This window comes from Phocaeicola coprocola, from assembly GCF_041333015.1.
Taxonomy (GTDB): Bacteria; Bacteroidota; Bacteroidia; order Bacteroidales; family Bacteroidaceae; genus Phocaeicola; species Phocaeicola coprocola.
Window position 1 is genome coordinate 315,454 of the sequence record NZ_JBGKGM010000001.1, and the last position, 20,912, is coordinate 336,365.

Here is a 20,912-nt window from a genome sequence, read left to right on the forward strand (position 1 = left end):
AAAATAAAAAAATGAAGGAACTGTATTCCAGACTCAGAAATACAGTTCCTCCACGAAAAATTACTCTTTTATTTTAATTTCGCAATGATCCAAGCTTTCGATAATAGCCAATGATTCTACATGAATACCTTGTGCACGCAAGTAGTCACCACCATGCTGGAATGACTTCTCTATCAAAAATCCCATACCCACAAGTTCTGCTCCTGCCTTTTGTACCAGGTCTATGATTCCTTTTGCCGCATTACCATTTGCAAGGAAATCATCGATAAACAATACCTTATCTCCCGGACACAAATAGTCACTGCTGACACATACCTCATACGAACGGTCTTTTGTAAACGAATACACCGTAGTAGTAAGCATGTTTTCCATTGTACTGGGTTTCTTTTTCTTTGCAAAGACAACAGGAAGCTCGAGCAAATATCCTACCATTATAGCCGGAGCAATACCACTGGCCTCGATAGTCAGTATTTTATTGATTTTTGTACTAGCAAAACGGCGTACAAACTCTACCGCCATAGATTTCATCAGAATCGGGTCCATCTGATGATTAATAAAATTATCTACTTTTAATATTCCTCCCTCAAAACATTTACCATCGCGCAAGATACGTTCCTTGAGTGCCTTCATATACCAAAAAGAGCTTTAATTGTTTTATATTTTAAATATTTTGCAAATTTACACGTTTTTATCTTATTTCCGGCAATGCTTGAGGGAGAGATATTATGCAAAACTAAAAATTATTCAACTTTAGGTACGTCGTTCACTGTTATATCTTCTGTTTCACCATCTGTTTGCCAGTCTGAAATATCACTGCCTTCAATGATCAGGCTTTCCTTTTCTATTTTCACTTTATACTTATAACATTTTCCTCCTACCAGATGTCCTTTCATTGCTTCAGTATAAGCTTCGTACGCAAATCCATCACGTTCATATGAAATAGAAAACTTCAATGTACCATCTTCTGATGTCGGATTCAGCAAAACGGCTATCTCATAGCCTCCTTCTGTAATAGCTACTCCTTCCGGCTCCATATCCAACAAGAGTTTATTGCCTTCCGGACTTTCGGCCACTGGCTGCATCTTTCCTTCCGTAAAATTATAGATATATTTCGAAACAATTCCTTTTCCTTCAAAACCAGCAGTCTTCAATGTTGTTTCAGCATCTTTTTCATTCTTTACGAGAGTGACCAGTACCAGACTGCAAGTATGTTTAAACGCAGATTCATCAGTAAAAGAAACCTTACCAGAATTGGTCTGATAGTTGCATGTTTTATTGGCTACCAGAAAATCCCATTTTCCGATATTCTCCAACGTTCCATCCTGCTCGCTCAAATCCGGCATAGGCACATTAGCACGCTGAGCTCCTTCTGCATATGGATAAAAGGCACAAAAATCATAATTATTCTTCTGGTCCGGCCAAAACAAAGGAGTATCCGGCTGCCAGACACTTTCACCCAATGTCCACAAAATAGCATCATCTCCTTCGGGCATGAAAAATCCTATCTTATCACCTTGCACGAACGTTGTATGTCCGTCTTGTTGAGTAGTCGTTCTTGATATAATTTCTCCCGCAACAGAAGCTTGTAAGTTCAAAGCCAAAGAATCTGATGAAATACCCTCTGATAAATCTCTCTGCTGACATGATGCCAGTACCCCAATGGCCAGACACGACCATTTTACCAATGTCTTCTTCATAATGATAAATATTAATTTATAAAATCATTAATCCATTAACGCATACCATTTTCTTTTTATACCATTTTTGTACAATATTTACTTTCATGAAGCCAGAAACGAAAAAGTAATCAAAATGTATTTTGTTATAGAAATGAAAAAACATTGTAGCAACAATTGAAACAGGAAGAACATTTAAGTTTCGGTTTACACAAATAAGAATAAATAATTTCGACTTTACAGAATTATATCGTAAGTTTGTACAAATCAATAATAGCTAAAAACATGAAGAAACTTTCATTATTATTATCTTTTCTTCTCCTCGTCTTGTCGGGCTATGCACAACAAGCGAAATATGTATTTTATTTCATCGGTGATGGAATGGGAGTAAACCAAGTTCAAGGTACAGAATTATACCGTGGTGAACTGGAAGGCAAAATAGGTATTACACCTATCTGGTTCACACAGTTTCCTTACGCAACTACCGCCACTACTTTTTCGGCAACTAACGGAGTTACTGACTCTGCCGCAGCCGGTACAGCTCTTGCAACAGGAAACAAGACTCAAAACGGTACGATAGGGATGAAGCAAGATTTGCAGACCGAAGTCAGCAGTGTCGCTGTATGGGCAAAAAATAAAGGTTGCCGGGTAGGTGTGACAACTAGTGTAAGTGTAGACCACGCAACTCCAGCAGCTTTCTATGCTCACGATCCCAGCCGTGGAAGTTATTATAAAATAGGTACAGATTTATATAAAGCCGGATTTGACTTTTATGCAGGTTCAGACTTTATCGATCCGAACAATAAAGACAACAAGGATGGCAATTCTGAAAACCTGTACACTATGGCCGAAAAAAATGGTTATACAATTGCAAGAGGATATAAAGACTATCTGAAAAAATGCAAGAAGGCAGACAAAATGATTCTGTTCCAGTCGGAAAAAGCTTCAGAAAAAGACCGTACAGCCATTCCATATGCAATAGACCGTACTAAAGACGACTTGACTCTTGCAGACATAACCCGTTCGGCAATAAATTTCCTGTCGAAAGATTTGTCTAAAGGATTTTTCCTGATGGTAGAAGGGGGAAAAATAGACTGGGCATGCCATAGCAATGATGCAGCTACTGCCTTCCATGAAGTAGCCGACATGGATGAAGCGGTAAAGGTCGCTTATGAGTTTTATTCTCAGCATCCGGATGAAACACTTATCGTAGTTACTGCCGACCATGAGACAGGAGGATTTGTGTTGGGTACGGGAGCTTATAAACTAAATTTGCAAGTTCTTAAGAACCAAAAAGTGAGTGAAAGCGGTTTTACCCGTATTCTGAACGAATTGCGCAAAAAGTACAACAACAATGTTTCCTGGGAAAAAGTACAACAAGCTCTGAAAGAAAATTTCGGTTTCTGGGACAAAGTAAAACTTAACGAAAAGCAGGAAGAACGTCTGTTGGCTAAATACAACGACACGTTCAAGGGTAAAGAAGCCAAATTAGAAAAGAGCGAATATGCACAAGACGAGCCTTTGGCAGCAGAAGCTAAACGTATTATCGATGAAATCGCTTTGGTTGGCTGGACCAGCGGAGGACATTCAGCCGGATATGTACCTGTATTTGCAATCGGTGCCGGAGCAGACCTCTTCCAAGGAAGAATTGACAATACAGAAATACCTATAAAGATAGCTAAGGCAGCCGGATATACAGCTGAATAACCCAATCACTCGAAAGTTAGATAGGGAGATAATCTTTTCAGGTCTTTCTCGGTAAACTCCTCAAACATGGAGAGCTGAGAAAGACCTTTTATTTTACCTCGTTTACGGCGATACTCCATAATGGCTTTAGCCTTATAAAAGTCCATATAAGGATGTGATCTCAATTTATCCAAAGAGGCACTATTTACCTGAATCTTATGTAAACCAGCAGGTGTAACGACAAACCACTTATTCAGTTCAACTCCAACATGAGGTACTTCCTGTAGTTGTGACACATCATAGAAACCTCCAAGGCGCTGTCGGTAAACTACAATCATACGTGCCAATGTACTCCCAATGCCGGGAATACGCTTCAGAATGGAAGTATCTGCTTTGTTCAAATCGACTATTGTTCCCTCCTCATATTTAGGTATGTAAGGTATTGTATCTTTTAATTGTCTAAAAGTATCTGTACGAACATGACTGACTGATACAAGTGGGGCAATCGTAATATAAGGCTTCAGCTTCTGATACACTTCTTCCTTTAAGCCATATATACGGGAAAAAGACTCCGGTGAACGGAAAACTCCTCCTTTCGCTCGATACTTCAGTATATTACGAACAATATAAACCGGAAGTCCTAACTGACGTAATAATACAGAATCTGCGGTATTCGGATCGAAGGGTTGCAATACGACAGATATTTCATTCTTTGGAGTGTGACTCTTACGTATTTTTTCCTGTTCTTCCAAATTGGCAAGAAATGAATCGATTTCCTCACTTTCGGACAACGTAACAGGTACCTCCACCGGACGTAAGTATTCCATAACAGCCCATATTCCCAACAATAATAAAGCTATAGCCAACAAGAGAAGAATTACCCGTCGTTCCGATTTAGTATAATAAAAGAAATCTTTCCACATCGGTTTATCCTAACAGTCCGAGTTCATTCATAAAAATTAAAGCAATACCAATAGGAGCTATAAACTTTAAAATAAAAATATAAACAGGGTAAAATGTAGCTTTCAATGTTCCATAATTAGTCACTTCATCACGTACTATACGGCGATCGATAACCCAACCGACAAATATAGCAGCAAACATACCACCCAAAGGAAGCATAATTTTTGCTGTCAGGAAATCCAATGCATCAAATAAATTCATTCCAGCTATCGTATAACTACTCCAATCGCCCAATGCCAATGAAGAAACAATTCCAATCAGCAGACTGGATACAGTGATGATAGTTGCAGCTTTACTACGAGTAAAATGAAATTTCTCATGCAAAAATGCTGTAGAAACCTCATGCAGTGAAATTGTAGAAGTCAAAGCTGCTAATGCCAACAATACATAAAACAGAATGGAACAAACATACGCTAGCAACGGAACTCCACTAAATGCCTGTTGAAAGACATTCGGCAATGTAATAAAGATAAGTGAAGGACCTGCATCGGGCTCTATACCTACGGAAAAAGCAGCCGGAAAGATTATCAGTCCAGCCAGTACAGCCACAAATGTATCAATGAGTCCGACACTCATTGCTGTATGTCCCAAACGGGTTTCTTTCCCAAAATAGGACGCATATGTAGACAGACATCCCATGCCTAGACTTAAAGAAAAGAAGGCCTGTCCCATGGCACCAAGAAAAACATCAGGTGTTATTTTACTAAAATCTGGAGTCAGCAAGAACTCTATACCTTTTTCTGCACCAGGAAGCATAACCGAACAAACTGCCAGTACAACAACCAGAATAAAGAGTAAAGGCATCAATACTTTAGAGGAACGTTCAATTCCTTTCTGTACCCCTTTTACAATCACAAAATGAGTAAGCAGCATAAAAACTGTCAGCCATATCAAAGGGCGTATAGGATTCTGAGAAAACTGCTGAAACATCGAAACAAATTCAGATGAGGATTTACCGGCAAACTGTCCGGTCGCAGCTTCAAAAACATATTCCAACGTCCATCCTGCTACAACAGAATAATATCCTAATATCAGAAAGCCTGTCAGTACACCTAAATATCCGACCCACTTCCAATAACCTTTTGGCGCCAAAACCTTAAAAGCCTCTCCGGTACTAGCCTTCGAATGCCGTCCAATAGTAAACTCGGCAATCATAATCGGAAGACCTAAAATAAAAATGCATCCTAAGTATATCAAAATAAAGACAGCTCCCCCATGGTTTCCTGTTTCATATGGGAAGCGCCATATATTACCTAACCCAACTGCCGAACCAGCAGCTGCTAAAATAGCTCCTAACCTACTGCCAAAACTTACTCGATCATTATGATGCATAAGACTTTTTGTTATAGTTTGTACAATTATAAGGCGCAAAAATACAAAAAATATCGTATTTTCGCGCTAAATATAAAAAATTAGCATATTATGTATTACATAAGGACTTATCCTCTATCTATAATAACAATCATCGTAATCTGTTATTTATCTTTCTTTACTCCTCCTCAAACAGAATTAAACAACGTTCCGTTTATTGATAAAATAGTGCATATTTGTATGTATGGAGGCCTGACCATGGTCATTTGGTTCGAATACCTAAGACTGCATAAGTTCATCGTATGGAAAAAACTAATCACAGGAGGTATTATATTGCCAATCTTCATGAGTGGATGTATTGAACTGTTACAAGCTTCATGCACAGACAACCGAAGTGGTGACTGGCTAGATTTTCTAGCCAATAGCCTGGGAGTAGGATTAGCATTGCCTGTCAACTATTATATACTCCGCCCTATAATAAAAAGATTCCTGCAAAAATGAGAAACTCCGGGAACTTCACAGCCCCCGGAGTCAATGAAAAACGTTATTAATTATTTTTAAAGATAGAGAGTTTTTTCACAATTTCAACGGAAGTCCTTCAGTTCTTCCTGCAACTTTTGCCGGGTAAAATAAATACGGCTCTTTACAGTACCAAGTGGAAGCCCCAGCTTATCTGCTATCTCACGATACTTGAACCCTGATACGTACATAGAAAATGGAATGCGATATTCCTTAGGCAAAGCATTAACTATGCGACGCATTTCCTTCAAATCATAAGAACCTTCAGTTGAATCACCTTCAATGTCTATATTCTGATTCAAATAAAATTGATTATCGGTCTGGTCTACATAAGTCTGATCGCGTAAAGCCTTACGATAATTATTAATAAAGATATTACGCATGATGGTATAGATCCATCCCTTGAAATTTGTTTCAGCTGTATATTTATCTTCATTGTCTAAAGCCTTCAATGAAGTTTCCTGAAGGAGGTCATTTGCTTCTTCGCGATCTGCTGTCAACTTATAAGCAAAATTCAATAGTTCTGTCTGAACGCTCAACAGATCCTGAGCAAAATTAGCAGTTCTCATAATTTTATAATTGGTGTTTGAGATTAATATTCTTGTTTCGTTTGGTACTGCAATATTAGCTCATAAACGGACAACCAATTTCATAAAATCAGATAATACACAGGGGAATATCTATCATATAACAGTTTTTACCCCCTTCTGTAACAGTTTACAGGTGGTTTTTGAAGGTTTCAGAAAAAACAAACTGTTATTTTTTCCATGTAGAGTATGGTTCTTTCATCAGAAAAGAATTGTAATATCTCACCTGCCCTGTTACTTCTTCTCCAAGAAAAGCAGGAGATGAGAATGTTTCTTCCGCGGTAGAGAGTTCTACTTCGGCAACAACGAGTCCATCATTTTCGCCATAAAACTCATCTACCTCGAAAGTATGATTATCAAAGTTTACCAAATAACGTGTCTTATCGATGAGTCCAGGCTCGCAAAGTTTCATCAATTCTTCTGCTTCATGAAGCGGAATCTGACGTTCCCACTCATAGCGACTTAACCCCGACTCATCCGAGGGCCCTTTTATTGTAAGAAAACCTTCCTTATCGCGGATACGTACTCTCACAGTTCTCCCACGAGCACTACAAATATAACCTTGCTTTATCCGGCTTTTGCTGTCAGCCAGCTGACGATAGGAATCATCCTTCACCAAAAACTTACGTTCTATTTCCTGTGCCATCGTGGTTATCGTTTTTTAAGACAATGAATAAAGGGTCATAATCAAGACAGCCAAAATAATTAAAGCTACACACAAATACTTTATCAAACGATTTGCTTTTTCTTCTTCACGCTTGCTGTAATCTTGCTTCTTGTTATGTTTTTTATTTCCCATAGCTAGTATATTTAGATTAAACTTTAAAATTGAATGTGCGACATATTGTATCAAAAAGAATCTATTCTTCTTATGCCTCGCTATCGGAGAATTCCATCAGATATGCCTTGATGAAACCATCAATTTTACCATCCATAACTCCATTCACATCGGATGTCTGGTAATTAGTACGATGATCTTTTACACGACGGTCGTCAAATACATAACTGCGAATCTGTGATCCCCATTCGATCTTTTTCTTTCCGGCCTCAACCTTTGCCTGTTCTTCCATACGATGCTGCAATTCTTTATCGTACAAAATAGAACGCAACTGACGCATTGCATTTTCTTTATTCTTAGGCTGGTCGCGAGTTTCGGTATTTTCAATCAAAATTTCTTCTTCCTCACCAGTATAAGGATCTTTATACTGATAACGCAAACGTACTCCTGATTCTACCTTATTGACGTTCTGTCCACCGGCACCTCCACTTCGGAAAGTATCCCATGACAAACGAGCAGGTTCTACAACTACTTCAATGGAGTCATCTACCAATGGAGTAACAAATACCGATGCAAAAGAAGTCATTCGCTTACCCTGAGCATTATAAGGTGAAACACGAACCAAACGATGCACACCATTCTCTCCTTTCAGATAGCCATAAGCATATGCACCTTCTATATTCATGGTAACAGTCTTAATTCCAGCTTCATCACCTTCCTGTAAGTTTGCTACCGAAAGCTTGTAGCCGTTACTTTCAGCCCAACGCATATACATACGCATCAGCATAGACGACCAGTCCTGACTTTCTGTACCGCCAGCTCCTGAATTGATTTTCAATACACAATCCATCTGATCGGCCTCAGAACGAAGCATATTTTTCAATTCCAATTCTTCAAGAGCCTGTAAAGATTTAGCATAAGCCTCATCAACTTCCTCTTCAGTCACTAATTCATCTTTATAAAAATCGAAAGCCAGTTCCAGTTCATCTGTCAATGTCTTTACTGCATTATAGCCTTCAATCCATCCCTGCAAGCTCTTCACCTTTTTCATCTGTGCTTCTGCTTTCTTAGCATCATCCCAAAATCCTGGAGCTTGCGTACGAAGTTGTTCTTCTTCTACCTGTACCTTTTTATTTTCTATATCCAAATAACGATAAAGGGCTTCAGTACGTGTCTTTACATCTTTTAGCTGTTCTATTGTTATCATATTGAATCTCTTGTCTTTTATTCGAATTGCAAAATTACATATTTCGTCTGTTAAGTAAAAACAGAAGATAAAGATTTTGGCAGCTCTAAAAACAAACCGGTTTTATTGCAGCCTTATATCCTTTACTCTTCGTACATTTTTTCTATTTCCTTAGCATAATTTTTCATCAATACCGGACGCTTTATTTTCAGCGTATTAGTAAGTTCACCCTTTTCCATACTAAAAGGTTCTGGCAGCAGAGTGAAACGTTTTATCTGCTCGTAGTGGGCGAACTCCTGTTGCAATGTATCAATACGCAAACGGAACAAATCCAGTATTTCCTGCTTCTGCAACAAATCTTTCATATCAGTATACGCAATATGATGTTCTTCCGCATACTTCTTTACTTGCCCATATTCAGGTACAATCAAAGCCGAAACAAATTTACGCTGGTCGGCTATAATAGATATCTGATCTATATAACGATCTACGACCAATTTTGTTTCGATGGCCTGGGGGGCAATATACTTTCCGTTAGAGGTTTTAAACAAATCTTTAATACGTTCTGTCAAAAATAAGAAGCTGTCTTCTATATAACCGGCATCTCCTGTATGAAACCATCCATCTTCAGTCAACACCTGACGTGTCATTGCTTCTTTCCGATAATAACCTTTTGTTATTGTCTCACCCCGAAGAAGAATCTCATTGTTTTCCCCTATCTTTATTTCCAGATTTGGCATGACACGACCTACAGAACCAATACGGAAACTATCAAACCAACAACAAGATACTGTAGCCGTAGTTTCTGTAAGTCCATAACCTGCAATCATATTTATGCCTACTGAATGAACGAATTCTTCCACCGCACGCGGAATGGCAGCTCCTGCAGTCGGGAAGAAATTTCCATTCTCAATACCAATTGTCTTTTTCAGTAAGCTATAAATTGTTTTTTCATAGAACTTATATTTCATATGCAACAATGGAGGAGGAGTCTTACCATTCATCAGATAAGTTATATTATGCTCTTTTCCCACCTTTAAGGCATCAAGCATTAAACTCTTCTTCAAACCTGTTGTCTCATTTATTTTTTCCTGAACTCCTGCATATACTTTCTCCCAAAAACGAGGAACACTGCACATTGCAGTAGGACGAATCTCCTTAATAGTTTTCTGTATATCCTGCGGACGTAGATTAATACAAAGTAAACATCCCTTATTTATACAATAATAACTCCAAGCACGTTCGAAAATATGAGTAAAAGGAAGAAAATTCATAACGACATCCGATTCTCCTAAGGTCGTCAACCGACCATCATGTGCCGCAAAAGCAGCTTCATAACACGAATGATGCAACATGACTCCCTTCGACTCTCCTGTTGTTCCAGAAGTATAAAGGATATTGGCCAAATCTCCGTTTCCCGATTCAGAGGTGCGTTTGTCTACTTCTGCCTGGAACTTTCTCTCCATTCCTAACTTCAGGAAATCCGAATAATATATAGAATTTGTATCAGAAGCAGAGCGCTTTACCTTCGGATCGAATATAATAATCTGTTTCAGTGTTTTACATAAATTCTGTACACGACAAGCTACGTCATACTGGTATTGTTCTCCCACAAATAAAAAACGGATTCCAGCATCCTGCAATATATAGTGTACCTGTGCTTCCGAACTCGTAGCGTATAATGGAATGGTAACAATCCGACTTCCGAACGCACCAAAATCCGTATACAAGCATTCCGGCATATTCTGAGAAAAAACGCCGATATTTTCCTGAACTTCTGCCCCCAATGCAATCAAAGCATTCGAAACCCAATTTACCTTTTCAGCAAACTGATTCCATGAAACAGATATCCAGCTTTCAGTTTCATAGTCACGATATTTTAAGGCTATACGATCACCATATTTTTTTGCCTGCCGGCAAATCAAAGTAGATAAATAAGAATTACTCATTTAAAATTTAGTTATTTTATTATCGCTGAATGCAAAGATAGAGTTTAATTTGGAATAAATGAAGTATCTTTGCTGCACAAAACAGAATCTTTTTTTATGTTAGACATTGGTTACTACACATCTGAAGCATTAACATTACTTCAAGCTCTAATCGGTATCCCTTCTATCAGCAGGGAAGAAGAAGCTGCTGCCGATTTTTTACAAAACTATATAGAAGAAACCGGTATCATGACCGGCAGATCAGGAAATAATATCTGGTGTATCAGCCCGATGTTCAATACTCAACGCCCAACTATATTGCTTAACTCGCATATAGATACCGTAAAACCAGTTAACGGCTGGCGCAAACAACCTTTTACTCCTAAAATGGAAAACGGTAAGCTCTACGGTCTGGGAAGCAACGATGCAGGTGCCAGTCTGGTATCTTTATTTCAAGCATACCGGTACTTGTGTGCGACTGAGCAAAATTACAACCTCATCTTCCTTGCTTCATGCGAAGAAGAGGTTTCCGGCAAAAACGGAATAGAAAGTGTTTTACCGCAATTACCTCCTATTACATTGGGAGTCGTTGGTGAGCCGACAGAAATGAATCCTGCTATTGCAGAAAAGGGATTGATGGTACTTGATGTTACTGCACGTGGAAAAGCCGGTCATGCAGCACGCGAAGAAGGCGATAATGCAATATATAAAGTACTGAGCGATATAGAATGGTTTCGCACGTTCCGCTTCCCTAAAGAATCTTCTTTACTGGGACCTGTCAAAATGAGTGTTACACAGATTAATGCAGGTACACAACATAACGTTGTGCCAGACATATGTACTTTCGTTGTTGATATCCGAAGTAATGAATTCTATTCTAATGAGGAACTATTCAAAGAAATCACTTCTCATATCAGCTGCGAGGCAAAAGCACGTTCATTCCGTCTCAACTCCTCACGTATAGACATTAATCATCCATTTGTACAACGGGCTGTTGAACTCGGAAAGACGCCTTTCGGATCTCCTACTCTTTCCGATCAGGCACTCATGCCTTTCCCTTCGGTAAAAATAGGTCCGGGTAAATCTTCACGTTCGCACACTGCTGATGAATATATCATGGTAGCCGAAATAGAAGAAGCTATCGGCAACTATATTTCAATATTGGACGGACTAAAATTATAAACCACTCATTTAAAAAGAAAACTATGCAATTACTCCGAAAGATATTCAATTTGTTTTATCTGTTGTTGGCAGGAATACTCCTTCTTACAGCTTGTGGCAGCAGTAACAATAAGAATAGCCAAGAAAACGAAAACAACAGTACGCCCTTAGTCAAAGCTCCTGACTTCAATGCTGACAGTGCCTACATCTATGTAAAAAAACAAGTAGATTTTGGTCCCCGTGTTCCAAACACGGAAGCCCATCGTGCCTGCGGTGATTATTTGGCTAAACAATTGGAGAGTTTCGGAGCTAAGGTTTACAACCAATACGCCGACCTTATGGCCTACAACGGCACAATATTGAAATCACGTAATATTATTGGAGTGTATAATCCTGATACTAAAAAGCGTGTTCTGTTATTTGCACACTGGGACACTCGCCCGTATGCAGATGCTGGCGAAGAGAAACATCACCATACTCCTATCGATGGAGCAAACGATGGAGCCAGCGGTGTTGGTGTTTTACTGGAAATAGCACGCCACTTACAACAGCAGGCTCCAGCCATCGGAATCGATATCATATTTTTTGATTCGGAAGATTACGGCACTCCAGATTTCTATGACGGTCCTTATAAAGCAGATACATGGTGTCTGGGATCCCAATATTGGGGACGCATTCCACATACTCCCGACTATAAGGCACGCTTCGGTATATTGCTTGACATGGTAGGAGGGAAAAATGCGACATTCTATTACGAAGGATATTCCAAACGTACAGCCAGCCAGCCTATGCAAAAGATTTGGGATATAGCCCACAACCTAGGATACTCCAAACATTTCATTAAAAATGACGGTGGAGAAGTAACCGATGACCATGTATATGTAAATCGTTTCAGACAGATACCATGCGTAGATATCATTGACTTCAATCCTAATAATGGAGAAGGTTTTAATCCTACCTGGCACACCATAAACGACAACATGGATAATATTGACAAAGCAACTTTACAAGCTGTTGGTCAGACTGTCATGACAGTAATATATAACGAAAAATAATAACAAGAATAAAGTATGAAAACAATCAACGAACTTCAAGACGAGGTAATCGAAGAATTCAGTGACTTCGACGACTGGATGGATAAATACCAGTTACTTATCGACTTGGGAAATGAACAAGAACCACTCGATGAAAAATATAAAACAGAGCAAAATCTGATAGATGGCTGTCAAAGCCGTGTATGGCTTCAGGCTGATATGGAAGATGGAAATGTAGTCTTTCAGGCAGAAAGCGACGCCTTGATAGTAAAAGGTATCATTGCTTTATTAATCAAAGTTGTATCAGGACATACCCCCGATGAAATTTTAAATTCCGATCTCTATTTTATTGAAAAGATCGGGTTAAAAGAACATTTGTCACCAACTCGTAGCAATGGCTTACTGGCTATGGTAAAACAAATGCGTATGTATGCTCTGGCCTTCAAAGCAAAACAAGCTGAATAAATATAATCAACCTTCAAGACAATAAAAATGCCGCTTTTCATTTTAGATAGAAAAGCGGCATTTTTATTGTTAGCTAATATTCTTTTCAGAGTTAAGTTTCTCACATTTAATCAATACTTTATCTCCATTGGCAAGAGTTGTGGCAAATAGATAAACATCCCCACCCTCTTTTAGCTTCAGCTTCTTACGGAGCTCGGCCACCGTAGAAGGGAAATTACGTACTGTCAGATTTGCCTTCTCTACACCTTGCAAAAAACTTTTCAATTCCTTTTTCCCAAATCCCGATACAGCCAATACCCGGAAACAACGACCGGGAAAATCTACTTCCACATCCGAAGTATACAAATGACTATTAGCGTGAAGTTTTTTCACACCATACCTCTCTGACAAAATACGGTAAGCTCCTGCTTTCAATAAAGCGGCTCCCGGTTCATAAAGATAGCTCTCTACCTTTTCAGCCAACGTACATACAGCTTTCTTCTCCTCCGAAATCGTAAAATCGAGGTGTTGATGAACAAAGTTATTAACAATCTGTTCACAACTTATAACAATTTCATTATCAATACATTTACCCTCAATTTTTTCCTTATCAAGAATAATTATCAACTCTTTACACTCGTTATTAACAGCTACAATATGTATTTCACTCACATACTTCAGTTCGTTTAATGCCGAAGCCATATCAAGCATTGGGGAAAGCTTTATCATTACCGTATGCGCTCGTTCAACCAACAAATCCTCGAGTGCACATACATCCGGTTCACAATCAGCAATCAAAACAGTCTTACCACCATTACTGTCGCGACGAGCTGGATCAAGAAACAAACAATCTACTGGTTTCATTGTTTTCAGAAACTCAGTTCCATCTGCTTGATGTATCCTCACATGGTTCAGACCTAACAACGGAAAATTATGCTGTGCCAGCTCACACAATACTTCCTGTCGTTCTACATAGTCTGCCTGATTAAAGTTACGAGCTATAAACGAAAAATCTACTCCTAAACCAGCTGTTAAATCTGCAAAGCTATCTCCTTTTACTAATGAAGCCTTATATCGTGCAGTAACTTCCGATGAACATTGTTCCATTGACAAATGCTGCGGATAACGTATCCCTTCGGTCTGCGCCCATAGAGGAATCTTCTTTTCAGCAATCTGCCATCCCGCTATCTGTACAACAGCCTCAGCCATATTTACATCTGGATACTTTGAGGCTTGTAAAGCAAGTTGCCGTACATCTTCATGACGATTTTTACAAATAAAACAGGATGTTTCAGGAGATATTTCTTTCATTTGATTTTATGTTTTCAGAGAAATAAAACAACTTCACTTTTCCAATAAAAGTAACAAATAAAAAAATATCCCACTAAAAATATTTTTTAGCGGGATATATAAAACAGGAACGGAAGTATACACTTCCTTAATATTCTTCCTCGTTGAAGAAAAAATCTTCTTTACTCGGATAATCCGGCCAAATATCTTCTATGCTTTCATAAATTTCGTCTTCATCTTCCATCTCCTGCAAGTTTTCAATAACTTCCAGCGGTGCTCCTGAACGCATAGCGTAGTCGATTAACTCATCTTTTGTAGCAGGCCATGGTGCATCTTCCAGCTTTGAGGCCAATTCCAATGTCCAATACATAGTATCTTAGTTTTAAAAAGTTTTACATTCTATTATTGAGCCACAAAAGTATAACAAATTCTTTCATTTGCAACTCTTATCCCAATAAATTTCATCATGCTGTGTTAATTGATTTAACTTTCTGGAAAGAATAAACAAATAATCAGACAATCTGTTCACAAATTGCTTTATTTCAGGATCAATTATACAATTTTCATGTTCTTCCAGTGCCAATATTCTACGCTCAGCACGGCGACATACCGTACGGCAAACATGACACAACGATGCAGAGAATGCTCCTCCCGGAAGAACAAATGCCTTCAATGGGGGCAAAGAGTTATCCAGTTCGTCAATAGCAGTCTCCAAACGCTTTATTGCTTCAGCAGAAATCTGACTTTCTACATGCAGTTCAGTCACAGACTGGTCTGTTGCCAAATAGGCCCCGAGTGAAAAAAGCTTGTGCTGGATATATAAAAGAAAGTCACAAATCGCAACATCCTCTACACAGGTTGCTAAAACACCAATATTAGCATTCAGCTCATCCACTGTACCATATGCTTCCAAACGTATATGTGTTTTAGGAACTCTCATTCCTCCAACCAGCGAAGTTGTTCCACCATCTCCCGTCCGGGTATAAATTACACTCTTTTTCATAGTACAAATATGTTATTAAAGGAAATTCACAATGCAATGTTCTTTTATCCTTTTTTTATCAAAAAAGACCAAGCCCACATCATACAAGTCGAACGTCACTCCAGTTCTTGAATCAGCTACAACCTGCTTCCACCATTGACGTTTTTCTTTAGTCGCATAAGGCGAGCCTATAAAAAAACAAGTCCTTGAAGTAACATAAGGAAGAAGCATGTCAAATGCTTCCTTATAATAAGGAGTAAAAGCAATATGCACGATATCCGGACAAGACTGTCCCTCTACACGACTTCTCAACAGAGAGAGGACATTTCCGCAACGATAATCTACCTCAGGAGCATCTTTCAGCAAAGATATAACTTCTTCGTGTTCTTTCCCTTCATCAAATGTATACAAAGGCACATGCTTCGCTTCACTCATATACCTAGCCGATAAACCACTACCGGTTCCTACTTCAAGCATATTCCGAGGCTGCAAATGATTCACCAAACGAAATAACAACCGATCCGTTTTTTCACGATAATGAGGCAAGTTTTCAACTTGTTTTCTTTTGGCATGCAACAAATTATAGGCATAAAATGCCAAACGCTCATAAACGACAAAAGTTATCAGAAAAAAATCGGAAGGAGAATGTACTCCATATCCACACCGATGGCGGAAACGACAGCACCAATTCCATCCACGTAAAAACAGGTTCGGCATAAATTATCTTCTTTAGTACGGTGAACAAAGATAGAAAAAATATTGCCATCCGAAAATTATCGGATGGCAATATATCAATAGACTAAAAAAAACAATCTACATCTTTTTTACTTGCGTGAGCCCAGTTTATCATCCAGATACAAAATACCTGCATGGTCACCGCATTTCTTCAGCTTTTCAACGATACCCTGAGCTGTAGCTTCTTCTTCTACCTGTTCACGAACATATCCCCACAAGAAATCTTGAGAAGCCTTATCTTTAACCTCAGAAGCTACATTTACCAAATTGTCAATCAATTCAGAAACGTGGCATTCATGTTTGTAAACATGTTCGAACACTTCGAGTACGCTACCCCATCCTTGTGGAACAACATCGATTTTATCAACCAACGCAACTCCACCACGTTTTGCTACGTAATCAGCAAGATCATAAGCGTGTTGCAGCTCTTCCTGAGACTGTAGCTTCATCCAATGTGCAAAGCCATCAAAACCTTCTTTCTTCAAATAGAAAGACATAGACAAATAAAGATTAGACGACCACATTTCAGCTGTAATCTGATCGTTGATTGCTTTTTGTAATTTTTCTGAGATCATAATATCTTTAATTTTAAAAGTAGTAATCTTACACTACTTTATAAACAAATGAAATGCCAACAATCTTTCTCTACAGTAAGTTTTTATGAAATATTAAGTCACCAAGGTTATCTTTGAACAATTCTGCCAAGTTGTCACAGTTCAATCTGAAACAAAGATAACAGAGGTTTGACAAAAAGGCACGGCAGAGAAAGACAAACAGAGAAGAAATATCCCATCATCAAATGACAGGATATTTCAAGATACAAATAGTCTTAGTGCACGTCATTGTCATTAACCAGCAACTTACCTTGATATTCACCGGTTAATGTATGCAGGAATGCAACAAGCTGCTTAACTTCCTGATCATTCAAATCGACACCTATTTCATATTTAGCCATTGCCTTGACGGTTTCATCAAGAGTAGCCTGTGTTCCATCATGGAAATAAGGAGCAGTCAGAGCTACATTACGCAAGCCAGGTACTTTGAAACGATGTCTGTCTCTTTCATTTTTTGTTTCCTTAAAACGTCCATTATCCTCAATGGTCAACTCAGTACCTCTGTCTGCGAAATAGTCATGCTTAATACCCAACAATTCATACGATTGTCCTCCCATATTTTCTCCAACATGACAAGTGGCACAGTTATATTTCTTGAACAAATCGTAGCCAGCCAGTTCATCTGCAGTCATAGCTGTTTCATCTCCTTTCAGGTATTTATCGAAACGAGAGTTAGGAGTAAGCAATGTTCTTTCAAATTCCTGAATAGCATCGGTAATATTCGCCTGATTAAAGCCGTCAGGATATACTTCCTTAAAAGCTTTCGAGAAGTCAGCATCTGCATTCAATTTTTCACAAATCTCATCAAACGAAGTACTTGCCATTTCCACAGGATTCAAAGGAGGACCAGCCGCCTGATCAGCCAAAGTTGCTGCACGTCCATCCCAAAACTGCACAAAATTATAATGTGCATTATATACCGAAGGAGCATTTACACCACCAAATTGTCCACCAACTCCTTCAGAATATTGCTTATTATCCACTCCTCCGGTATTCAGACCATGACAAGAAGAACAAGAAACCGTATTGTCTGAAGACAAACGTACATCATGGAAAAGCAAATTTCCTAATATAACCTTACGAACGTCGACAGCCACTGAATTCTGAATCGGGCGAATGGTTTCATTATTCCATTTCGCATCAGCAAGTAAATTCGGATAAAAAGCAGCACGCTGTTCTTTCGCCCAATTTAATGCCATCTGCTTTTCAGTATCACTCAGTGAAGCTCCCCAATGTATCAAATAATATTTGACCATAGGCATAGACCCATCAAGAATTACTTTTTCCACCTTTGCCAAATCTACTTCACTGATTTTTTCCCTTTCTTCAGCGCTTCCATCATTGGATCCATGTCAAAAGAACGATACGCCAACCGAATATCTTCCTTTACCAATTTACCGGCAAAAGGGAAGTTCGCATAAAACGGGAGTTGAGGATTTGCTGTATGACATGCCATACACCCACTGCTCTCAATGATTTCCGCCATCTGAGCATTACTGTCCAAACTGGTTGAAGGAGCCTTATTCACAATCCGGTATGTACCGAAAAGTACTACAGCCACCACCAACACTGACAGAATAATCTTAGAACTTTTCTTCATAATTTGTTAGTTAGAGTTAAACAACTTGGTCTATTTATCACTATTTTAATATTCAGGAACGGTTATATAAATGTATGCTTTGCTGGGCAGAAGGAAGATAATTCACACCATACCAGCACATTTGAAGAGAAAGAAAAGAAACAATCAGGACCCAATACAATGTACGTGGAGACGAACGTCGGAATAGCCGCAAATGTATATACAACAAATATCCCGCCCAGGTAAAAGCAGCCCAAGTTTCTTTGGGATCCCAACTCCAGTAATGCCCCCACGCAGCTTTTGCCCAAATAGCTCCGGTAAGCATACCGATAGTAAAAAAAGCAACCCCGGTATACACCAGGTTATCAGCAGCCTCCAGATAATTTTCCCGATGACGGTAAAGCCCCATACAAGAAAGAATAAAAGCACATCCCAATACGGAATAAGAAAACATATAGACTGTGACATGGGGTACAAACCAAAAGCTTTGCAAAGCAGGCATCAACGACTGGTCATGAATTTCAGGCTTCAAAATATTAAGTAAAACAAACACAGTTCCTACTATTGTAGAAAAAGCCAAAATCCAACGGTACTTCCACCGAAGATAAGTAAGCAGTCCAGACACTCCCATAAAAAAAGAATACCAAAGCCGTGTTTCTCCCATGGTACGTAGCGGAGGGCGCTGTAAACTAATCCAGAAGCCAGCTATAAAAACGCTCAAAGTTATTGTGCCCAACACACTCAATATGACTGCCATACGACTTTTTACGTTGGAAAACAAAGCAAATCCAGCTCCCAATATCCATAAAGCCACAGCAACGATAGCAAACAAATAGAAATTATCCCAGGTTATCATTTCCAAAATCGGTTAACTTAAATAAACAGACAACTAATTTTGCTTTTCAGCAGAAGATGCATCACTTCTCTTCGGTCCTTCCAGAAACAAAAGAAATCCTCCCACCAGCATCATTATAATTCCGGCCAACATGACATATTTTAGCGGTTCACGCACTATTTGTACTACGCAATATGCTGGTTCAGGCGAATGCATATCATACGATGTAAGGTAATAATCCTCTCCCCAACCTGCACTATATGGATGGTTTACCTCCAAACGAATTACTTGTTCATCAACAATAATATCTGCAAAAAAATGCCGTGGAGTGCCATTAGCATAATGTTCGACTGCAAACCCTTTCAGTTGAAACGGTTTATCTAAAAAAACGGTTCTTCCCTGAGAAGTAAATGCTTCATTATTGGGCTTATCACGAAAAACAGGAAGACGCAATGTTTGTTCACTGGCACTTCCCACAAAACCGGCAAACAAAGCCAGCCATAATCCAGCATGATTCAGAATAAAACGCCAATGTTTTTTTCCAGACAGCAGATAACGACGAACGGTAATCATTCCCAAATGGGTAAGCAAACTAAAAAGTCCGGCTACAAATATCCAGGATGACATAAAATTATAACACCCCAACATTGCAAATGGCCCTTGTTTTCTGGTAGCATCTTCAGGCGACAACTGTGGAAATAAACCAATCACCAGACATCCGGCCAAAAACCAACCTAATGTCCATCGTGTAGCAGAGGAAGAAAGTAAAATACGGACTATAACCCAATTGCGCAATTCTTTATAGCCATACCATATCAGAACTATCCATAATAATGCTATTACAGCATTCAATGGAAAAGCAAAAAACTCAAATGAAAAATTTCCAAATATGCACTGTAATACTACCGATAGCAGAAACAGCAATGAAAATAATAGGCTAGTCGTTAAGTTCATTCATCTTTGGTTGGTGAAATAAACACAAAGATAATACATATTTGCTATTATTACATTTTTAATATAAAAAATAATACAGACTCTTTTAAATAAAATGCATCTGGCTCAAACCAATTAACATATATACTAAAACAAGAATCTCTCGGCTCTCTTTGAAGAAAGCATTTCTATCTATGATGGATTTCAAAAAGGCTGGTTAAGTTACCAACCCCTATCATTCTATATTTTCCAATTAATTGATTGGATTGCTCCTATAGGACTTATATTATTCATTTTTAATTTTAAAAAAAGACTCAGATAATGGACGAAGTAAAAACGCACTGGGACTCAATGAGAATTCCCCCAAAAATGAAATATCTAATGCCCATTCAACACAACCCAATACATCATCATCCTTGGGCGATAATTCGGCAGAATCAATTCTCACATTCTTCTCCTATGCAGTATTAGTTTTAGGACTTATAGGTTCTATCATTATTGGCATTGTTGTAGGTGATGACAATGAAGCATTAGGCTGGGGCTGTTTCTTCGGTGGAGTAGTTTCTGTAATCATTACTTGGGCTGTATGTATGGTGATTATTAACATTTCCAATAACATACGGCAAATAAAAAAACATCTTCAAGGAAGAATTTGACAGATAGGATTGAGC

The 20,912-nt window shown here is 38.6% G+C and carries 22 protein-coding genes and 1 pseudogene; 6 read left to right on the forward strand and 17 right to left on the reverse strand.

All coding sequences use genetic code 11. The features are described 5' to 3' along the window. Positions 1–60: 60 nt before the first annotated feature. Together xpt and ACDG22_RS01245 are read right to left on the reverse strand one after the other, a co-directional pair. On the reverse strand, positions 61–630 hold the full coding sequence (xpt, locus tag ACDG22_RS01240; RefSeq protein WP_007571152.1) for a xanthine phosphoribosyltransferase: 570 nt from the start codon (positions 628–630) through the stop codon (positions 61–63). A gap of 110 nt (positions 631–740) precedes the next feature. Continuing rightward, complete coding sequence (locus ACDG22_RS01245) at positions 741–1,697, reverse strand: fimbrillin family protein (RefSeq protein ID WP_022125226.1); 957 nt, start codon at positions 1,695–1,697, stop codon at positions 741–743. A 264-nt stretch (positions 1,698–1,961) separates the two neighbouring features. Here ACDG22_RS01245 and ACDG22_RS01250 point away from each other — a divergent pair, with 264 nt between their 5' ends. Then, on the forward strand, positions 1,962–3,383 hold the full coding sequence (locus ACDG22_RS01250; RefSeq protein ID WP_022125227.1) for an alkaline phosphatase: 1,422 nt from the start codon (positions 1,962–1,964) through the stop codon (positions 3,381–3,383). Positions 3,384–3,388: 5 nt separating this feature from the next. Here ACDG22_RS01250 and ACDG22_RS01255 read toward each other — a convergent pair whose 3' ends face one another. Both ACDG22_RS01255 and ACDG22_RS01260 read right to left on the reverse strand, forming a co-directional pair. Beyond that, a complete protein-coding gene (locus ACDG22_RS01255) occupies positions 3,389–4,285 on the reverse strand; it encodes a helix-hairpin-helix domain-containing protein (protein WP_270230124.1) in 897 nt (298 codons plus the stop codon). A 4-nt stretch (positions 4,286–4,289) separates the two neighbouring features. Beyond that, positions 4,290–5,657, reverse strand: a complete 1,368-nt coding sequence (locus tag ACDG22_RS01260) for a sodium-dependent transporter (protein ID WP_007571161.1) — start codon at positions 5,655–5,657, stop codon at positions 4,290–4,292. Positions 5,658–5,744: 87 nt separating this feature from the next. Here ACDG22_RS01260 and ACDG22_RS01265 point away from each other — a divergent pair, with 87 nt between their 5' ends. Beyond that, positions 5,745–6,137 (forward strand): VanZ family protein, encoded by a 393-nt coding sequence (locus ACDG22_RS01265; RefSeq protein WP_270230140.1) that lies wholly within the window; start codon positions 5,745–5,747, stop codon positions 6,135–6,137. An 83-nt stretch (positions 6,138–6,220) separates the two neighbouring features. Here ACDG22_RS01265 and ACDG22_RS01270 read toward each other — a convergent pair whose 3' ends face one another. From ACDG22_RS01270 to ACDG22_RS01290, 5 genes are all read right to left on the reverse strand, one after another. Next, positions 6,221–6,724 carry an RNA polymerase sigma factor gene (locus ACDG22_RS01270; RefSeq protein WP_007568428.1) on the reverse strand — a complete coding sequence of 168 codons (504 nt, stop codon included), beginning with the start codon at positions 6,722–6,724 and terminating at the stop codon, positions 6,221–6,223. A gap of 187 nt (positions 6,725–6,911) precedes the next feature. Next, positions 6,912–7,388, reverse strand: a complete 477-nt coding sequence (locus tag ACDG22_RS01275) for a CYTH domain-containing protein (RefSeq protein ID WP_022125230.1) — start codon at positions 7,386–7,388, stop codon at positions 6,912–6,914. Between the two features lie 15 nt (positions 7,389–7,403). Next, positions 7,404–7,541, reverse strand: coding sequence for a hypothetical protein (locus ACDG22_RS01280; protein ID WP_007568426.1), 138 nt, complete (start codon positions 7,539–7,541; stop codon positions 7,404–7,406). A 70-nt stretch (positions 7,542–7,611) separates the two neighbouring features. Beyond that, positions 7,612–8,727, reverse strand: a complete 1,116-nt coding sequence (gene prfB / locus ACDG22_RS01285; protein ID WP_007568425.1) for a peptide chain release factor 2 — start codon at positions 8,725–8,727, stop codon at positions 7,612–7,614. Positions 8,728–8,849: 122 nt separating this feature from the next. Continuing rightward, the gene (locus ACDG22_RS01290; protein WP_022125231.1) at positions 8,850–10,655 is read right to left on the reverse strand and encodes an AMP-dependent synthetase/ligase; all 1,806 of its coding nucleotides are present in this window, start codon (positions 10,653–10,655) and stop codon (positions 8,850–8,852) included. A 96-nt stretch (positions 10,656–10,751) separates the two neighbouring features. Between ACDG22_RS01290 and ACDG22_RS01295 the strand changes: the two genes are divergently transcribed. The 3 genes from ACDG22_RS01295 to ACDG22_RS01305 are packed head-to-tail and all read left to right on the forward strand — an operon-like array spanning position 10,752 to position 13,294. Further along, positions 10,752–11,816, forward strand: coding sequence for a M20 family metallo-hydrolase (locus ACDG22_RS01295; RefSeq protein WP_007568422.1), 1,065 nt, complete (start codon positions 10,752–10,754; stop codon positions 11,814–11,816). Positions 11,817–11,839: 23 nt separating this feature from the next. Next, entirely contained in the window at positions 11,840–12,850 is a 1,011-nt protein-coding gene (locus ACDG22_RS01300; RefSeq protein ID WP_022125232.1) for a M20 family metallopeptidase, read from the forward strand. A 15-nt stretch (positions 12,851–12,865) separates the two neighbouring features. Further along, positions 12,866–13,294, forward strand: a complete 429-nt coding sequence (locus ACDG22_RS01305) for a SufE family protein (protein ID WP_007568418.1) — start codon at positions 12,866–12,868, stop codon at positions 13,292–13,294. A 69-nt stretch (positions 13,295–13,363) separates the two neighbouring features. Here the strand turns inward: ACDG22_RS01305 and ACDG22_RS01310 are convergent, their stop codons facing one another. The 8 genes and pseudogenes from ACDG22_RS01310 to ACDG22_RS01345 form a co-directional block, all read right to left on the reverse strand. After that, entirely contained in the window at positions 13,364–14,584 is a 1,221-nt protein-coding gene (locus ACDG22_RS01310) for a class I SAM-dependent methyltransferase (protein WP_022125233.1), read from the reverse strand. A gap of 127 nt (positions 14,585–14,711) precedes the next feature. Further along, complete coding sequence (locus ACDG22_RS01315) at positions 14,712–14,933, reverse strand: DUF2795 domain-containing protein (protein WP_007568411.1); 222 nt, start codon at positions 14,931–14,933, stop codon at positions 14,712–14,714. A gap of 63 nt (positions 14,934–14,996) precedes the next feature. Further along, complete coding sequence (locus ACDG22_RS01320; protein ID WP_007568409.1) at positions 14,997–15,566, reverse strand: cob(I)yrinic acid a,c-diamide adenosyltransferase; 570 nt, start codon at positions 15,564–15,566, stop codon at positions 14,997–14,999. 15 nt (positions 15,567–15,581) lie between these two features. After that, a complete protein-coding gene (locus tag ACDG22_RS01325) occupies positions 15,582–16,262 on the reverse strand; it encodes an O-methyltransferase (RefSeq protein WP_270230125.1) in 681 nt (226 codons plus the stop codon). Between the two features lie 107 nt (positions 16,263–16,369). Beyond that, entirely contained in the window at positions 16,370–16,855 is a 486-nt protein-coding gene (locus ACDG22_RS01330; RefSeq protein WP_007568407.1) for a ferritin, read from the reverse strand. 254 nt (positions 16,856–17,109) lie between these two features. Further along, positions 17,110–18,494: pseudogene (locus ACDG22_RS01335) on the reverse strand (cytochrome-c peroxidase). A 52-nt stretch (positions 18,495–18,546) separates the two neighbouring features. Next, positions 18,547–19,329 (reverse strand): cytochrome c biogenesis protein, encoded by a 783-nt coding sequence (locus ACDG22_RS01340; protein ID WP_007568404.1) that lies wholly within the window; start codon positions 19,327–19,329, stop codon positions 18,547–18,549. Between the two features lie 33 nt (positions 19,330–19,362). Beyond that, positions 19,363–20,262 (reverse strand): cytochrome c biogenesis protein ResB, encoded by a 900-nt coding sequence (locus ACDG22_RS01345; protein WP_270230126.1) that lies wholly within the window; start codon positions 20,260–20,262, stop codon positions 19,363–19,365. Between the two features lie 395 nt (positions 20,263–20,657). On the opposite strand from ACDG22_RS01345, the gene ACDG22_RS01350 reads away from it, so the two are divergent. After that, positions 20,658–20,897, forward strand: coding sequence for a hypothetical protein (locus ACDG22_RS01350; RefSeq protein ID WP_007568402.1), 240 nt, complete (start codon positions 20,658–20,660; stop codon positions 20,895–20,897). The last annotated feature ends 15 nt before the right edge of the window (positions 20,898–20,912 follow it).

Coding starts and splice junctions, on each gene's coding strand:
- xpt (WP_007571152.1), bottom strand. CDS start 630: ATGAAGGCACTCAAGGAACGTATCTTGCGCGATGGTAAATGTTTTGAG.
- ACDG22_RS01245 (WP_022125226.1), bottom strand. CDS start 1,697: ATGAAGAAGACATTGGTAAAATGGTCGTGTCTGGCCATTGGGGTACTG.
- ACDG22_RS01250 (WP_022125227.1), top strand. CDS start 1,962: ATGAAGAAACTTTCATTATTATTATCTTTTCTTCTCCTCGTCTTGTCG.
- ACDG22_RS01255 (WP_270230124.1), bottom strand. CDS start 4,285: ATGTGGAAAGATTTCTTTTATTATACTAAATCGGAACGACGGGTAATT.
- ACDG22_RS01260 (WP_007571161.1), bottom strand. CDS start 5,657: ATGCATCATAATGATCGAGTAAGTTTTGGCAGTAGGTTAGGAGCTATT.
- ACDG22_RS01270 (WP_007568428.1), bottom strand. CDS start 6,724: ATGAGAACTGCTAATTTTGCTCAGGATCTGTTGAGCGTTCAGACAGAA.
- ACDG22_RS01275 (WP_022125230.1), bottom strand. CDS start 7,388: ATGGCACAGGAAATAGAACGTAAGTTTTTGGTGAAGGATGATTCCTAT.
- ACDG22_RS01280 (WP_007568426.1), bottom strand. CDS start 7,541: ATGGGAAATAAAAAACATAACAAGAAGCAAGATTACAGCAAGCGTGAA.
- prfB (WP_007568425.1), bottom strand. CDS start 8,727: ATGATAACAATAGAACAGCTAAAAGATGTAAAGACACGTACTGAAGCC.
- ACDG22_RS01290 (WP_022125231.1), bottom strand. CDS start 10,655: ATGAGTAATTCTTATTTATCTACTTTGATTTGCCGGCAGGCAAAAAAA.
- ACDG22_RS01295 (WP_007568422.1), top strand. CDS start 10,752: ATGTTAGACATTGGTTACTACACATCTGAAGCATTAACATTACTTCAA.
- ACDG22_RS01300 (WP_022125232.1), top strand. CDS start 11,840: ATGCAATTACTCCGAAAGATATTCAATTTGTTTTATCTGTTGTTGGCA.
- ACDG22_RS01305 (WP_007568418.1), top strand. CDS start 12,866: ATGAAAACAATCAACGAACTTCAAGACGAGGTAATCGAAGAATTCAGT.
- ACDG22_RS01310 (WP_022125233.1), bottom strand. CDS start 14,584: ATGAAAGAAATATCTCCTGAAACATCCTGTTTTATTTGTAAAAATCGT.
- ACDG22_RS01315 (WP_007568411.1), bottom strand. CDS start 14,933: ATGTATTGGACATTGGAATTGGCCTCAAAGCTGGAAGATGCACCATGG.
- ACDG22_RS01320 (WP_007568409.1), bottom strand. CDS start 15,566: ATGAAAAAGAGTGTAATTTATACCCGGACGGGAGATGGTGGAACAACT.
- ACDG22_RS01325 (WP_270230125.1), bottom strand. CDS start 16,262: ATGCCGAACCTGTTTTTACGTGGATGGAATTGGTGCTGTCGTTTCCGC.
- ACDG22_RS01330 (WP_007568407.1), bottom strand. CDS start 16,855: ATGATCTCAGAAAAATTACAAAAAGCAATCAACGATCAGATTACAGCT.
- ACDG22_RS01340 (WP_007568404.1), bottom strand. CDS start 19,329: ATGATAACCTGGGATAATTTCTATTTGTTTGCTATCGTTGCTGTGGCT.
- ACDG22_RS01345 (WP_270230126.1), bottom strand. CDS start 20,262: ATGAACTTAACGACTAGCCTATTATTTTCATTGCTGTTTCTGCTATCG.